The sequence below is a fragment of the Sandaracinobacteroides hominis genome, assembly GCF_016464365.1.
Taxonomy (GTDB): Bacteria; Pseudomonadota; Alphaproteobacteria; order Sphingomonadales; family Sphingomonadaceae; genus Sandaracinobacteroides; species Sandaracinobacteroides hominis.
Window position 1 is genome coordinate 568,714 of sequence record NZ_JADCUC010000001.1, and the last position, 14,552, is coordinate 583,265.

The 14,552-nt window shown below is 63.6% G+C and carries 18 protein-coding genes and 1 tRNA gene; 4 read left to right on the forward strand and 15 right to left on the reverse strand.

Annotated elements, in window-relative coordinates; all coding sequences use genetic code 11:
• Window positions 1-14 precede the first annotated feature (14 nt).
• Window positions 15-275 (reverse strand): hypothetical protein, encoded by a 261-nt coding sequence (locus IM784_RS02915; RefSeq protein WP_207791639.1) that lies wholly within the window; start codon window positions 273-275, stop codon window positions 15-17.
• Window positions 276-349: 74 nt separating this feature from the next.
• On the opposite strand from IM784_RS02915, the gene pspF reads away from it, so the two are divergent.
• Window positions 350-1,384: a phage shock protein operon transcriptional activator gene (pspF, locus tag IM784_RS02920; protein WP_199553764.1), complete on the forward strand. Its 1,035-nt coding sequence runs from the start codon at window positions 350-352 to the stop codon at window positions 1,382-1,384.
• Here pspF and IM784_RS02925 read toward each other — a convergent pair.
• From IM784_RS02925 to IM784_RS02985, 13 genes are all read right to left on the reverse strand, one after another.
• On the reverse strand, window positions 1,381-2,292 hold the full coding sequence (locus tag IM784_RS02925) for a hemolysin family protein (protein ID WP_199553765.1): 912 nt from the start codon (window positions 2,290-2,292) through the stop codon (window positions 1,381-1,383). The two genes, pspF and IM784_RS02925, sit on opposite strands and share 4 nt — an antisense overlap.
• Window positions 2,289-2,822 carry an rRNA maturation RNase YbeY gene (ybeY, locus tag IM784_RS02930; RefSeq protein ID WP_199553766.1) on the reverse strand — a complete coding sequence of 178 codons (534 nt, stop codon included), beginning with the start codon at window positions 2,820-2,822 and terminating at the stop codon, window positions 2,289-2,291. The genes IM784_RS02925 and ybeY overlap by 4 nt, the downstream gene beginning before the upstream one ends.
• Window positions 2,815-3,819 (reverse strand): PhoH family protein, encoded by a 1,005-nt coding sequence (locus IM784_RS02935; RefSeq protein ID WP_199553767.1) that lies wholly within the window; start codon window positions 3,817-3,819, stop codon window positions 2,815-2,817. Before IM784_RS02935 ends, ybeY begins: the two co-directional genes overlap by 8 nt.
• A complete protein-coding gene (miaB, locus tag IM784_RS02940) occupies window positions 3,813-5,138 on the reverse strand; it encodes a tRNA (N6-isopentenyl adenosine(37)-C2)-methylthiotransferase MiaB (RefSeq protein ID WP_199553768.1) in 1,326 nt (441 codons plus the stop codon). The genes IM784_RS02935 and miaB overlap by 7 nt, the downstream gene beginning before the upstream one ends.
• Entirely contained in the window at window positions 5,138-5,983 is an 846-nt protein-coding gene (locus IM784_RS02945; RefSeq protein WP_199553769.1) for a lysophospholipid acyltransferase family protein, read from the reverse strand. The genes miaB and IM784_RS02945 overlap by 1 nt, the downstream gene beginning before the upstream one ends.
• A gap of 8 nt (window positions 5,984-5,991) precedes the next feature.
• The gene (locus IM784_RS02950) at window positions 5,992-6,414 is read right to left on the reverse strand and encodes a Fur family transcriptional regulator (protein WP_199553770.1); all 423 of its coding nucleotides are present in this window, start codon (window positions 6,412-6,414) and stop codon (window positions 5,992-5,994) included.
• 177 nt (window positions 6,415-6,591) lie between these two features.
• On the reverse strand, window positions 6,592-7,014 hold the full coding sequence (locus IM784_RS02955; RefSeq protein WP_199553771.1) for a MucR family transcriptional regulator: 423 nt from the start codon (window positions 7,012-7,014) through the stop codon (window positions 6,592-6,594).
• Between the two features lie 214 nt (window positions 7,015-7,228).
• A complete protein-coding gene (rimI, locus tag IM784_RS02960) occupies window positions 7,229-7,726 on the reverse strand; it encodes a ribosomal protein S18-alanine N-acetyltransferase (protein WP_268920796.1) in 498 nt (165 codons plus the stop codon).
• Complete coding sequence (gene tsaB, locus IM784_RS02965; protein ID WP_199553773.1) at window positions 7,695-8,333, reverse strand: tRNA (adenosine(37)-N6)-threonylcarbamoyltransferase complex dimerization subunit type 1 TsaB; 639 nt, start codon at window positions 8,331-8,333, stop codon at window positions 7,695-7,697. The genes rimI and tsaB overlap by 32 nt, the downstream gene beginning before the upstream one ends.
• Window positions 8,318-8,911, reverse strand: a complete 594-nt coding sequence (locus IM784_RS02970) for a malonic semialdehyde reductase (protein ID WP_199553774.1) — start codon at window positions 8,909-8,911, stop codon at window positions 8,318-8,320. The genes tsaB and IM784_RS02970 overlap by 16 nt, the downstream gene beginning before the upstream one ends.
• Window positions 8,911-9,465 (reverse strand): NifU family protein, encoded by a 555-nt coding sequence (locus IM784_RS02975; protein ID WP_199553775.1) that lies wholly within the window; start codon window positions 9,463-9,465, stop codon window positions 8,911-8,913. Before IM784_RS02975 ends, IM784_RS02970 begins: the two co-directional genes overlap by 1 nt.
• Before the next feature lie 95 nt (window positions 9,466-9,560).
• The gene (locus IM784_RS02980; RefSeq protein ID WP_199553776.1) at window positions 9,561-10,028 is read right to left on the reverse strand and encodes a universal stress protein; all 468 of its coding nucleotides are present in this window, start codon (window positions 10,026-10,028) and stop codon (window positions 9,561-9,563) included.
• 73 nt (window positions 10,029-10,101) lie between these two features.
• On the reverse strand, window positions 10,102-10,725 hold the full coding sequence (locus tag IM784_RS02985; RefSeq protein WP_199553777.1) for a DUF4136 domain-containing protein: 624 nt from the start codon (window positions 10,723-10,725) through the stop codon (window positions 10,102-10,104).
• 148 nt (window positions 10,726-10,873) lie between these two features.
• Between IM784_RS02985 and IM784_RS02990 the strand changes: the two genes are divergently transcribed.
• Together IM784_RS02990 and IM784_RS02995 are read left to right on the forward strand one after the other, a co-directional pair.
• Window positions 10,874-10,950 (forward strand) — tRNA-Pro (locus IM784_RS02990).
• 83 nt (window positions 10,951-11,033) lie between these two features.
• Complete coding sequence (locus tag IM784_RS02995; protein WP_199553778.1) at window positions 11,034-12,083, forward strand: LacI family DNA-binding transcriptional regulator; 1,050 nt, start codon at window positions 11,034-11,036, stop codon at window positions 12,081-12,083.
• Here the strand turns inward: IM784_RS02995 and IM784_RS03000 are convergent.
• On the reverse strand, window positions 12,080-13,231 hold the full coding sequence (locus IM784_RS03000) for a Gfo/Idh/MocA family protein (protein ID WP_199553779.1): 1,152 nt from the start codon (window positions 13,229-13,231) through the stop codon (window positions 12,080-12,082). The two genes, IM784_RS02995 and IM784_RS03000, sit on opposite strands and share 4 nt — an antisense overlap.
• Window positions 13,232-13,459: 228 nt before the next feature.
• Between IM784_RS03000 and IM784_RS03005 the strand changes: the two genes are divergently transcribed.
• Window positions 13,460-14,524, forward strand: a complete 1,065-nt coding sequence (locus IM784_RS03005; RefSeq protein WP_235976492.1) for a sugar phosphate isomerase/epimerase family protein — start codon at window positions 13,460-13,462, stop codon at window positions 14,522-14,524.
• Window positions 14,525-14,552: the final 28 nt, after the last annotated feature.

A 14,552-nucleotide genomic window follows, 5' to 3' on the forward strand; every position in this document is an offset into this window, starting at 1 on the left:
CAGGCTCCGACTGCTCAAAGGACATCGAAGGACGCCTTGGGACTGACTGCAGACGGGGATTGCAACGCAATTGCGGCCGGCCCGGATGCCAGCAGCAGCAAGGCGCTCCCCACGAACATCGCAAGTGCCGCAAACTTCGGCGACTTGAATTGGATGGGTTCGGGGCGGCGCATCTGGTTCCTCCTGTTTCTTCGAGGTTGGTAATGCAGCTTCCGTGCCAATTCGGATGCGGAAATTTCATCCTGTATTTTCAATGGGTTGATCAATGGAAGCATTTCAAGTTGGCGCTGCTTTTTCGCATGAATTGCCAACTATTGGCATTGAATCCCAACATGGCTATCTTCCCCGAATGCCTGAGAAACCTACCCAGCTTATCGGCCAGTCCGGCCCCTTTCTGGATGCCGTCGAACGCGCGAGCGCTGCAGCGCAGCTGAGCCGCCCGGTGCTGGTGGTGGGCGAGCGCGGAACCGGCAAGGAAATGATCGCCGAGCGTCTGCACAGGCTGTCGCCGCGCTGGGAAGAGCCGCTGGTCAGTCTGAATTGCGCCGCCTTGCCGGAAACGCTGCTGGATGCCGAGCTGTTCGGATATGAAGCGGGCGCCTTTACCGGTGCGGTGAAGGCGCGCGCAGGCCGTTTCGAGGAGGCCGATGGCGGAACGCTGTTTCTGGACGAAGTCGGCACGCTGACCGCCGCCGGGCAGGAACGGCTGCTGCGGGTGGTGGAATATGGCGAACTGACCCGGTTGGGCAGCACGCGCATCGTCAATGTGGATGTGCGGGTAGTGGCGGCGACCAACGAGGATCTGCCGCGTCTGGCGGCGACTGGGAAGTTTCGCGCCGATCTTTTGGACCGCCTGTCGTTCGAAGTCATCACGCTGCCCCCGCTGCGGGCCCGGATCGAAGATATCCGGCCGCTTGCGGACTTTTTTGGCAGGCGGATGGCCTCAGAACTGGGCTGGCGCCAGTTTCCAGGTTTTTCCCAACCTTTTCTGGAAGATCTGGAAGCGCATGAGTGGCCGGGCAATGTCCGTGAGCTGAAGAATGCCGTGGAGCGCGCCGTTTACCGCTGGGGCGAACCGGACAGGCCGGTGGGGGCGCTGGACCTCGATCCGTTTGAAAGCCCCTGGAGGCCGAAGGGCGCCTTTACCGGTGAAGCGCCGAAGCCGCCCGTATGGAAGGCAGAGGCGGTGGCGGAAACCGGGCAACAACCCGAAGCCGAAGCGCCAGCCGACTTCCGCGGCGCGGTTGCCATCTATGAACGCAAGCTGCTGGAGCAGGCGCTGGCCGCCAGCCGCCACAACCAGCGGCGGGCGGCACAGGTCTTGGGGCTCAGCTACGATCAGCTTCGGCACGCCATGAAACGGCACAACCTGCTGGCAGGCTAAGCCTCTGCGGCGGCCTGCCCGACTGGCGGGTGCAGCAGCAATTTTTCGACGCGTCGGCCGTCGCTGGCGGCGACCTCGATCGTCCAGCCGTTGCGGTGCTGCAGTTTTTCCCCTGCTTCGGGGACCCGGCCGGCGATCAGGAAGGACAATCCGCCCAGCGTATCGACTTCGTCGCCCAGCTCTTCGTCGATGAAGCTGGTGCCGAGTTCCTTTTCCAGATCGTCGAGATCGAGCCGCGCGTCCGCCTCTATGCGGCCGTCCGGCAGGCGCTCCAGCATCGCCACTTCGGCGTCGTCATGCTCGTCCTCGATATCGCCGACGATTTCCTCGACGATGTCCTCGATGGTGACCAGGCCGTCGGTGCCGCCATATTCGTCGACGACGATGGCCATGTGGGTGCGTTCCCGGCGCATTTCCGTGAGCAGATCCACCACCGGCATCGATGGCGGCACATAGAGAACCGGGCGGATGAGATCCGGAATGGTGGGCAGATCCGGCTGCCTGCCCTTTGCGCCGAAGCGGTCGGCGATAACGGAATAGACATCCTTCACATGCAGCATGCCCACCACCGAATCCAGCTTGCCCGCATAGACCGGCAGGCGGCTGTGGCCAGCTTCGCGGAAGCTGGCGACGATGGCGGCGAAATCGCAATCTTGCGCGATGGCGATGATGTCTGAGCGGGGGACTGCCACATCGCCCACCCGCAGCTCGGAAAGGTGGAGCATGTTCCGCAGCATGGTGCGCTCGTCCTGATCCAGATCGTCGGGATGGGCGTCGTCGCTACGGTGTTCGTCTATGGCTTCTTCGATGGATTCCCGAAGCGTGTTGGACGGCTTCAGGTGCAGGAGGTCGCGGACAGCAGACCAGAAACTGTTGCCGTCCGCGCTTCTAGGGGAGGGGTCGCTCATGATCGTTCATCCACCGGGGCAGGATCATCTGCATAGGGGTCTGCGATCCCCAGCCCGGCGAGGATGCGGGTTTCCAGTGCTTCCATGTCGTCTGCCGTCCTGTCGTCCTGATGGTCGTGTCCCAGAAGGTGCAACGTTCCATGTACCAGAAGATGCGTTACATGGTCCGCGACGCTGATCGATTTCTCCGCTGCTTCCCGGGCGGTGGTTTCCTCTGCCAGCGCCAGGTCGCCAAGGAGAAGGTCGCCCTCCCCTGCCTCGACCCACGCCGACAGTTCCTCCACGCCATGCATGGGGAAGCTGAGGATGTTTGTAGGCTTGTCCTTGCCGCGATAGTCGCGGTTCAGCCGCTGCACTTCCGCGTCGTCGGAGAGGCGCACGGAGACTTCGGCGTGCAGGTCGCTATCGGAGAGCAGGTGCGCATAGCCCGCGCCCGACAGCGCTGCCGAGACGGCGCGAGCCGCCAGACCTTCCCAGTCGAAGCGTTCGTCCCAGTCTCCGGCGACTATGTCGCAATCGACGTCAAGCATTCGGCCCCTCATAGGCGTCGACGATCTTGCCAACGATCGGATGGCGCACGACGTCCTTCGAAGTGAAGCGCTGCACCGCGATGCCCTGGATGCCGTCCAGACGGGCGACGGCGTCGGCCAGCCCGCTCTTGCTCGGATCGGGAAGATCGACCTGGTTGGGGTCTCCGCAGATCACCATCCGGCTGCCTTCGCCGAAGCGGGTGAGGAACATCTTCATCTGCAGGGGCGTGGTGTTCTGCGCTTCATCGAGGATGACGAAGGCGTGCGCCAGCGTGCGCCCGCGCATGAAGGCGATCGGGGCGATCTCGATCTCGCCGCTGGCGATACGCCGCTCCACCTGCTCGGACGGGAGCATGTCGTAAAGCGCATCGTAGAGCGGGCGGAGGTAGGGATCGACCTTTTCCTTCATGTCGCCGGGCAGGAATCCGAGCCGTTCGCCCGCCTCGACCGCCGGGCGTGACAGGATCAGGCGATCCACCGAACCCGCAACCAGCTGGCTGACCGCCTGTGCGACGGCGAGGTAGGTCTTGCCGGTGCCGGCCGGCCCGAGCGCGAAGATCACGTCCGAGCGGCCAAGCTGCTGGATATATTGCGCCTGGGTCGCGGTGCGGGCCATGATGGTCTTGCGGCGGGTGCGGATCATCGCCGGCGGACCGCCGGCTTCCACGGCGAGCCCTTCCGTCGAGGCGTCGGCCGTCATGGTGATCGCCGCTTCGACGTCGCCGCTGTCGACCGCCATGCCGCGCTCGAGACGGGCGTAGAGATCGGTGAGGACGTCGCGGGCGCGGGCGATGCCGGATGGTTCACCCTCCACAGCCACCTTGTTGCCGCGCGCCGCGATATAGACGCCCAGGCGATTTTCCAGCGTGATCAGATTCTGATCGAACTGGCCGAACAGCGCTCCCAGCAGGGCTGGCCTGTCAAACTCCAGTTCGAGCCGCGAACGGCCGGGGGTCTGCGCCTCGCGCTCGGCGATGTCGCTGTGGCGCTTTACCATGCGGGCTCGATCACTGGCGTCAATTCCTGTCCTTCCAGGCTGTTTGGGCCGGCGAAAACCAGCTCCACTTGCACGAGATCACCTATCTTCAATTCCGGATTCGTCACCACCACTGATTGCAGCCAGGGTGATTTTCCGATCCACTGGCCGGCAAACTTTCCGCGGCGTTCAATCAGGATTTCGCAGCGCTGACCGACCATGCGACGGTTGAACGCAAGCGATTTTGCAGAAATCAGCGCCTGCAACCGTTGCAGACGCTCCGCCTTCACCTCTTCCGGCACCTGATCGTTCCGCTCGGCGGCGGGCGTTCCCAGCCGCGGCGAGTATTTGAAGCTGAACGCCTGCGCATACCCGACTTCCTCGACGATGGAGAGCGTGTCGGCAAAATCCTCTTCGGTTTCGCCGGGAAAACCGACGATGAAATCCGACGTGATCGCCAAATCCGGTCGCGCGTCGCGGAAGCGCTGGATGAGCCCCATGTAAAAGGCGCGATCATGCTTGCGGTTCATCGCCGCCAGGATGCGGTTGGAGCCGGACTGCACCGGCAGATGCAGATAGGGCATCATCTGCGGAATATCGGCGTGCGCCCGCACCATCGCTTCCGTCACATCGCGCGGATGACTGGTCGTGTAGCGCACGCGGCTGACGCCATCGATGGCGGCGATGGCGGCCACCATATCGCCGAAATGCCGGTTGCCATCGGCCCAGGCGTTGACGTTCTGGCCCAGCAAGGTGATTTCGCGGGCGCCGCCTTCGGCCAGTTCACGAGCCTCGGACAGGATGGCGTCCAGCGGCCGGGATGCTTCCGCGCCACGGGTGTACGGCACCACGCAGAAGGCGCAGAACTTGTCGCAGCCTTCCTGCACCGTCAGAAAGGCGCTCGGTCCGCGCTTGCGGCGGGCCGGGAGCGCGTCGAACTTCGGGCTGGCCGGCATATCCAGATCGACGATCCCGCGCGCGCCCGCCTCCTGCTGCTTCAGCAGATCGGGCAGGCGATGATAGGCCTGCGGGCCGACGACCAGATCGACCGCCTTGGTGCGCTTCAGGATTTCGGCGCCCTCGGCCTGTGCGACGCAGCCGGTCACGGCAATGACAGGGCGCTTTTCGCCGGCATCGGCTGCGCGCGCGGCTATGCGGCCTATCTCCGAATACAGCTTCTCGGCCGCCTTTTCGCGGATATGGCAGGTGTTGAGCACCAGGATGTCGGCAGAAAGCTCGTCGGATTCGACCATGCCGTCGGCCTGGAGCGCTTCGCCCATCCGTTCGGCATCATAGACATTCATCTGGCATCCAAATGACTTGACTGCGAATGTTCGCATCAAATCTGACCTCGCATCATCTTCCTATATCCTTGCGTTACCACGGCATGGCAGTGGCGTGCGAGTGCTTTGCGATCCCTGAAGTCCGCCCGGTGAACAGGCTCGTGACACTGGATCCGCGCCTCTATCCGGCCAAGCCGCATCAGGTCAAAGGCATGCGCGCCAAGGTCCATGTCGCCGACCCATGCGATGTCCATCATCCGGTGCCGCGTCAACGGCAGACCATTCAGATGGGTATAGGCGATGGAAACCGGCTGGATGCGCACCTGCTCCACATCCGCTCCCTCCACCACGGCAAACAGGCTGCTCTTGAACGGCAGCACATGCACGCCGTCGTTGCTGGTGCCTTCCGGAAAGAGGATGATGTTGTCGCCGGCCTTCAGCCGCTCCTTGATTCCGATGGCCTGGGCGCCGGCCTTTTGCCGCTGCTCGCGCTCGACATAGATGGTCTGCTGGATATCGGCGAGCATGCCGACGATGCCCATTTCCCCCACCTCAGATTTCGCGACGAACGACGCGCGCAGGTGGCTGCCGATCACGGGAATATCCAGCCAGGAGATGTGGTTGGAGACATAGAGAACGGAGCCGTCAGCGGGCTTTCCCGAAAGCTTCGAACGCACGCCCAGCGAACGGCTGAGCGCCTTGTGCCAGAGCATGGGTATGCCGCCGGCGTTCCCATGATCGAGCATCTTGCGCGCGAAGGCAGGGGGCAGGAGCGTGCCGGTAGCCGCCAACGCACCGGCGACCGACTTCAGCGGCCCGAGGCGCTGGAACGGCTCGGTCGTCAGTTTTCGGTGGCCGTAAGGGCGATCAGCGGTCCAGTTGACTGGTGCGAGCTCCCGCATAGGCAGGATCAGTTCTGCCTTTTCAAAGGAACGCCGTAAAGTTCGAGCCGATGGTCGACGAGGCGGTAACCCAGCCGATCGGCGATTTCCTGCTGGAGCTTTTCCAGCGCATCGTCATGGAATTCGACGACATTGCCGGATTCGATGTCGATCAGGTGATCGTGATGCTCTTCCGGCGTCGGCTCATAGCGAGAGCGACCGTCGCGGAAATCGTGCCGCTCCAGGATGCCGGCCTCTTCGAAGAGACGGACGGTGCGATAGACGGTGGCAATGGAAATGCCCTTGTCCACGGCAGAGGCACGGCGGTGCAGCTCCTCTACATCAGGATGATCGCGCGCATCGGACAGCACACGCGCGATGACGCGCCGCTGTTCGGTGATGCGGAGGCCCTTGGCATGGCACAAGGCTTCGATGTCGATTGTACCAGTCATGCTTCCACCTGTCGCTTACCTGCCGGTCTGTCCCCGGGGCAGCCCCGGGCGGCCCGGGAACCGTTCGACGAGAGATAGAGGGTCGGGACTTGCGGGGCAAGGCAAGCCTTGCCGGCCGTTGCGGCCGCGCGCAGCGGCGGAGGGTGGCCCGGCACGACCATGCCGGGCCCTTGAAGGTCACTTCTTCTTGGTTGCCCGGCTGCGGGCAGTGCCGAGACCGATCGACTTCGCCAGCTGGCGACGGGATTCGGCATAGTTGGGCGCGACCATCGGATAGTCTGCGGGCAAGCCCCACTTGGCGCGATAGTCGTCAGGCGTCATGCCATAAGCCGTCATCAAGTGACGTTTCAGCATCTTCAGCTTCTTTCCGTCCTCCAGGCAGACAATATAGTCCGGCTTGATGGACTGGCGCACTGGAACGGCCGGTTCCGGACGCACTTCCGGGGCCTTCTGCGGTGTGGAGAGGCCGGAAAGCGTGGCATACACGTTCTGAATCAGCTGCGGCAAATCGTTCACGGCAACGCTGTTGTTCGCGACATGGCTGGAAACAATGTCGGCGGTTAGCGCCAACAGGTCATTATGCTCGACTTGATCAGTCATCTTGGGTTCCCTGGAACGAAATGAACAGGACGAATCCTGCGGAATGGCGCCGCAAAGCAAACGCACATTTGAATGCTAACCGCGACTGCGACCTTATCCTTATAACGCGGATACGAGCTTCCTTGTCACCCTGTCCTCAGCTTTTCAAGTAGTTCGGTGACGGAAATCGACCAGTTGATTAGATGCAACCGACAAAGCGGAAGCCGCGAAATATTCAAAGCGCCAAAGAGAGCGTTATCGCGTCAATATTGTCGCCACCTTCGGTCCGATAATAGCCGGGCCTGCGTCCGGTCCTGCCGAAGCCTGCGGAAAGGTAAAGCGCGAGCGCCGGGACATTGCCATCGCGAACTTCCAGGAACAGGCGATTCGCGCCCCTGCCCTTGGCTGTCGCTGCCCATTGCCGCACCAGTGTTCGTCCAACGCCATGGCGCCGGAAAGCGGGATCCACGGCACAAAGCAGCAATTCCACTTCGTCGACGACTTGCCGGCACAGGGAAAAGGCAATCAGCTGATCGTTGTGGCGACCAAGATCCAACCAGGAAGAGCCACCCGCCAGCAGGCCAGCCATCTGGCTTTCCGTCCAGGCTTCGCGAAAATGCGGATCAAAGGCCGTCGAAGCCAGAAGGGCCGCTTCCGCGCAGGCTCCGGCATTCCCGATTGCCCAGTCCGGGCTGATCGTATCAGGCTGCTGCACTGTCGGCTGTGCGGACATACAGAAGCTCTGCCTTGCTCAGATAGGAACACGCAAGCCCCGAAACGGCGACAGCACGCGGGCTTTGTTCAAAACAGGGGATGTCGCCACACGTCGCCGTTCCGGCAATCGAGGCGAAATTCCGCGCGAATGCGTCGAAATCCGAGGCTTCCAGCGCTTTGGGAGCGCCCAGACTCTGGAGACCTCCGGCCGCAAATGCCTCCACCCAGACCTGCCCTCGCGGTGCCGTCAGCGCCACGAGCAGCTCTTCGGCGCGGCCGGCATTTCGCGCTGCCGCCGCAACCAGTTGGGTGGAACGAATACCGTGGAGCGCAGCCCCCCAGGCGAGCGCAAGCGCCCTGCCCGCGGCAAGACCGACCCGCAGGCCAGTGAAACTGCCGGGGCCCGTTTCCACCACGACATGATCGCACCTTGCGGCGGCGCCGCCAAATGGCTCAAGAAGGGCCGCAATCGCCGGCATCAGCGCTTCGGCATGCCCGCGCGCCATCGACAGGGAATGGTCTGCTTCCACCTCTCCATCCGACAGCAACGCCAGGGAAAGCTCGTGTCCGGTGGCGATGACGAGCGTACGCCCGGTCAACGTGTCACGTGCTATTCGATCCGGCATGCGTCTTCGAACGACAGGCGCGGCAGCCGAGGAAAGACCTTCTGGCCGGTTCCCACGCCAAGCGAACAGATGAAGTTGGTTTCCACCTTTGTGCCAGCCCAGAAGGCAGCATCGACCTTGGCCTGATCGAAGCCGGACATCGGGCCGGTATCGAGGCCCAGCGCGCGGGCGGCCATGATCAGCCAGGCGCCCTGCAGGCTGGAATTGCGGAACGCCGTCTCGCGGATGTGATCGGGCTTGCCCGCAAACCAGCTCCGTGCATCGGCATGCGGAAACAGCTTGGGAAGCTGCTCATGGAATTCCAGATCCATGCCGATGATGACCGTGCATGGCGCCTGCAGCACCTTGTCGTGGTTGCCCTCGGAAACGCAGTCTGCAAGTTTCTGCCGTGCTTCCGGACTGGTGCAGAAGATGAAACGCGCCGGCGTGCTGTTTGCGGCGGTCGGCCCCATTTTCAGCAGATCGTAAAGCGCGTGCAGCTTCTCGGCGGGAAGGGGCTCGTCGCTCCAGTCATATTGGGTCCGGGCGTTGCGGAAAAGCGCATCGAGGCCGTGTTCGGCAATTGGCTGGTTGGTCATCAGACTGCCCGGACTTCCGTTACTTCGGGAACATAATAGCGCAGGAGGTTTTCGATGCCCCCCTTGAGCGTTGCGGTGGACGAGGGGCAACCTGCGCAGCTCCCCCGCATGTGCAGGTAGACCACGCCCTTCTGGAAGCCACGATAGACGATGTCGCCCCCGTCGTTGGCGACGGCCGGGCGAACTCGCGTGTCCAGCAGGTCGCGAATCTGTTCGACGATCTCGGCGTCTTCCGGATCATCGAACGTTTCCGCTTCGACCGCCTCGCCCACGAGGATCGGCGCGCCGCTGGAGAAATGATCGAGGATCACCCCCAGCACTTCCGGCTTGAGCGCTTCCCATTCGGCACTGCCGGGAGCCTTGGTGACGCTGACGAAATCGGCACCGAAGTAAACCCGCTCCACGTCTCCGAGCGAGAACAGCGTGCGCGCCAGCGGCGAGCGCTCGGCGGCCTCGGGGGAATCGAAATCGATCCCTTCTCCGGCCAGCACTTCCCGCCCAGGCAGGAATTTGAGGGTTGCCGGATTTGGGGTTCGCTCTGTCTCGATCAGCATCTGGACTCCTGCGCCGCAAAGGGGGCGGCGCTGATACCCTCGCAGATGGCGCGAGGCCGATCGTTAATCAAGACTGCGTTTGTTGGATTTACCGTTCAGGTGAGCCGGTCAAGGTCGGAATCGCTGATGCCGCCGGGCACGATCATCACCATGCACGGCAGCGTTCCGGCGCGTTCGCCAGCGAAAAAATCCACCAGCGGGCCAGGCTTCCCCTTGGCGGCGGCCGCCAGCACGAGCGCCCGAATCGACCGATCTCCCGTCAGCAGCTCCAGCACGGCTTCGACCGGCTTTCCGCGCATCAGCCGGAATGTGGGGCGGATCCCCGTCATCGCCTCGACTTCGGCAGCCTTGCCCGCCAGCAAGGCACGGGCCGTATCCTCCGCCTCGGCCTCCATTTCCTTCTGCACGCTGCCCCATTGCAGGAATTGCGTCGGCTTCAGGACGTGCAGCAGAACGACTTGAGCGCCGGTATGCTGTGCCCGCAATGCGGCAAATCGAAGTGCCTTGGAACTTTCCGCCGTGTCGTCGACAACGACCAGGAAAGAGTCCGCCGCTTCGCTCATGACCAATGCCGTGCCATGCGCACAGCCTAGCTGCCGCGAAGGCAGCGGTCTAGGCGGCGGATATCACCGGGCGTCAGGGGTTTACGCGCACTACCTTGCTGCGGGCGGAGGCACCGGGGAAATCGGTGAACAGCGCCGTGACCAGGTTGGGCATGGTGGCAGGCAAGTCGTTCACGCGCGTGGTCGTTTCGGCGCGCCCCTCGAAGAGCGAAACCTTGTCGGCTGTGCGCCGGATGTCGACTTCGAGGAACGAGGGATAGACGGTGAAGCTGTACACCTCGGGCTGGTTCCAGAACGGATCGTAGAAGCTGCTGCCCCACCACATCGGGCGGCCATACCAGCTGCGTCCGTACCAGCCCCAGGTGGAAGCGGTTCCGGGACGCGTATTGATACGCTCCCGACCCGGGCCGGCACCGAAATCGACCAGCACCGTCAGGTCCGAACTGTCAGCGGTGGAGGCTGGCCGGAAGCCCTGCTTCTGCAGCTCCGTGGCTACGAGGCCAGCGTAAGCCGCGAACTCGAGGCTGCCTTCGTGGGCCGGATTGACCGGCTTCACCACAAAGCTCTGCCCCTGCACCGGCGGCATCGACTGGAAGCTCTGCACGCGAGCTTCGAATGGAGTGGTGCAGGCCGCCACCAGCGTCAGCATGGCGAGGGCGAGAACAGGCTTCAGAGCTGGAAAAGCGCGTGGAATCATCGGGTCATCCCAAAGAACAGGTCAGGTACCATATGACATGCTAGGTGAACGCAAGCTTGCGGAAGCGCAAGTGCCCCGCTTGCTCCGCGGAGGCGCGGAAGCTATGGGCGCTTGCTCTGCAGGCGCAGCCTGTCAGATTCCGATGTCTCGGGGAGTGGCGCAGTCTGGTAGCGCATCTGCTTTGGGAGCAGAGGGTCGCAGGTTCGAATCCTGTCTCCCCGACCATCTTTTCAATGGGTTGGACCGACCATCGGCTGGTTCAAGATTGCCCTCTGGCGCATGCCACAGGTTGAGGGCAAAGAACCGGGATGGCGCGGTCGCAACGCAGCAAGAGCAATATCGTCACCATTCGCTCGGTTGCGGAGCGTGCCGGGGTGTCGGCGATGACAGTATCCAATGTCGTCAACAGCCGCGGGCGCGTGGGCGAGGAAACCGCAGCTGCCGTCCGCAAGGCCATCGAGGAGTTGGGCTATACCCCGAATGTGGCCGCGCGGAACCTTGCCAGCGCTGCGCCTACGCGTGTCGGCCTTATATACACCAACGAGCAGACCCCCTTCCTCGACTCCATTCTGGTTGGCGTGCTGAAAGCAACGACCGCGCGCGGTCTGCAACTGATCATCCGGGATTCGCCAAGCTATGCACAGGCCGACGCAGAGAATGCCTTGCGCGGGCTGGTTTACAGCGGCGCCGATGCGCTGCTGCTGATTCCGCCCTATGCGGAAATCGTCGCCAATACGCCGCGAGCTGTCTCGGGCAGATTGCCCGCAGCCGCCATCGCCACCGGGCGGTCGATGGAGGGCATCTTCACCGTGCGCATCGACAACCGCCGGGCCATCCGGGACATGGTGCGCCTGCTGGTCGCGAAAGGCCATCGCCGGATCGGATACATCGGCGGCCATGCGGCGCATTCGGATGCGAGCGAACGGCGGGTGGGTTTTGAGGAAGGCCTTCGCGAGGCCGGCATATCGATGGCGCCAGAGCTGATCTTTCAGGGCGATTTTCTGTATCCGTCCGGCGAGGCTGCCGGCTCGGCCCTGCTTGGGCTGGCCGATCGGCCCACGGCAATCATCTCCGCCAACGACGACATGGCTGCCGGCCTGATCGCCCAGGCGCACCGGATGGGACTTCGGCTGCCGGACGATCTTGCGGTGACCGGATTCGACGACACCGCACCTGCCCGGCGCCTTTGGCCTCCGCTCACCACGATCCGACAACCAGTTGGGGAGATGGCGTTCCGCGCGGCGGAGATGCTGATCGAAGCGCTGCAATCCCCTCGGGGCGAGATCGTCTGTCGCGATGTCGTGATCGAACATGAACTGATCGAGCGCGAATCCACCTCTCGCCCGCCGGCGCGTTAGATCTTCGGGATTGCTGTCCACTTGACGTCCGAGCGGCTGTTTTCGACCATGGCATCGACGAAGGCCATGGTCCGCAGGCCGTCGCCCAGGCCGGGATACCAGCTTGTCTGCGGCTCGCCGCTGCGAATGGCCTGTGCGAACGATCGGTAGATGTTGGCAAAGGCCTCCACATAGCCTTCCGGATGGCCCGACGGTGTGCGTGTCCGCTCCATTGCCTCGGCCGAAAGACCCGGTCCCCCTGCCCTGACCTGCTGTGTCGGCTGATCGAGCCAGCGCAGGGTGAGGGTGTTGGGTTCCATCTGCGACCATTCCAGACCGCCCAGTTCGCCGTGCACGCGGATTTTCAGGCCATTCTCCTCGCCGGCTGCGATCTGGCTCGCCTTCAGGGTTCCCCGCGCTCCGCCTTCGAACCGCAGCAACGCCGAAACGTCGTCGTCCAGGCGCCGCCCCGGAACATGGGTGGTAAGGTCGGCGGAAACCGCCTCTACGCGCAGGCCAGAGACATGTTCGGCCAGCTGGAAGGCGTGCGTACCGATGTCACCCAGGCAGCCACCCATGCCGGCCCGCGCCGGATCGGTGCGCCACTCGGCCTGCTTGTTGCCTTCCGTGTCGATTGCCCGGCTCAGCCAACCCTGGTTATATTCCACCTGCACCAATCGGATGCGGCCGAAGTCGCCCCTCGCCACGCGCAGGCGCGCTTCTGCAACCAGTGGATAGCCGCTGTAGGTGAAGGCCAGCGCATAGCGGCGGCCGCTGCGGCGGACGGCGGCGGCGATGGCCTGCGCTTCGGCAAGATCGAGCGCCATCGGCTTTTCCGAAACCACGTCGAACCCTGCCTCCAGCGCCGAGATAGCCATCGGCGCATGCAGGTGATTCGGGGTGACGATGGCTATCGCCTGGACGCGCTGGTTTTCGGGCAAGGCCAGTTCACCGGCAAGCAGCGTCGCCATGTCGGGATATACACGGCCGGGTTCCAGCCCCAGTGCTGCGCCGCTGCGCGCATTGCGCTGCGAATCGCTGCTGAAACTGCCGCACGCCAATTCCCATTCACCGTCCATGGCCGCCGCCATGCGGTGGATGGCGCCGATGAAGGCCCCTTCCCCGCCGCCGGCCATTCCGTAGCGCAGTTTTTCCCGGCGTTGCTGCATGGTGGCTATCTCCCTTGATCGTGAGTCGCGGACATCGGCTGGAATATGTGCCGCCGCAAGGCCTGTCCGCTTGGCGGACAGCGAAATGCTTGCGTGATGTAACGGTAAAGTATAGCCCGCAACAACATTGTTAGCGCAACCTCGCTTCCTTGCGCAGGAAAGGCTACGAAGGATTCGGGAGCGGCCGCCAGCGCGCGGTCGACTATTTTGAAGGGAGGCCTGCGGGCGATGGATTCGGTCAGTTCCGGAATGCGTGGGCCGGCAATCTTCCTTGCCCAGTTCATGTCCGACGAAGCGCCGTTCGATACCCTGGCATCCGCAGCGAAGTGGATGGCGGACGCCGGATACAAGGGCGTGCAGATCCCCACATGGGACAGCCGCTGCTTCGATCTGGCCAAGGCTGCGGACAGCCAGGACTATTGCGACGAGATCCTCGGCACCTGCCGCGAAGCCGGGGTGGAGGTGAGCGAGCTTTCCACCCACCTGCAGGGGCAGCTGGTCGCCGTGCACCCCGCCTATGACATCGCCTTCGACGGTTTCGCACCCGAGGCCCTGCGCGGAAAGCCGGCCGAGCGGCAGCAATGGGCGGTCGAGCAGTTGCGACTCGCGGCCCGGGCGAGCCGCCGCATGGGCCTGTCCGCCCATGCCAGCTTTTCCGGCGCCCTCGTCTGGCCGTTCCTCTACCCCTGGCCGCAGCGTCCCGCCGGGCTGGTCGAGGAAGCATTTGCGGAGCTTGGCCGGCGCTGGAAGCCTGTTCTGGACGCCTTCGACGAACAGGGCGTCGACGTCTGCTATGAGCTGCATCCCGGCGAGGATCTGCACGACGGCGTGACCTTCGAGCGTTTCCTGGCGGCGACCGGCAACCATGCCCGCGCCAATATCCTCTATGATCCCAGCCACTTCGTGCTGCAGCAACTGGATTATCTGCAGTTCATCGACATCTACCACCCGCGCATCCGCATGTTCCATGTGAAGGACGCGGAGTTCAATCCGACCGGGCGTTCCGGCGTGTACGGCGGTTTTCAGGATTGGGTGGATCGCCCCGGCCGCTTCCGTTCGCTGGGGGACGGGCAGGTCGATTTCACCGGCATTTTCTCGCGCCTGACGCAATATGATTATTCCGGCTGGGCCGTGCTGGAGTGGGAGTGCTGCCTGAAGCACCCCGAGGATGGCGCGCGTGAGGGCGCCCCGTTCATCGCGGCGCATATGATCCGCCGGCCGGAACGCGCCTTTGACGACTTCGCGGGCGGCAGCGACCCTGCGGTGAACCGCAAGCTGCTGGGGCTTTCCTGACCGACGACAATAACAGGCATTGGGGAGA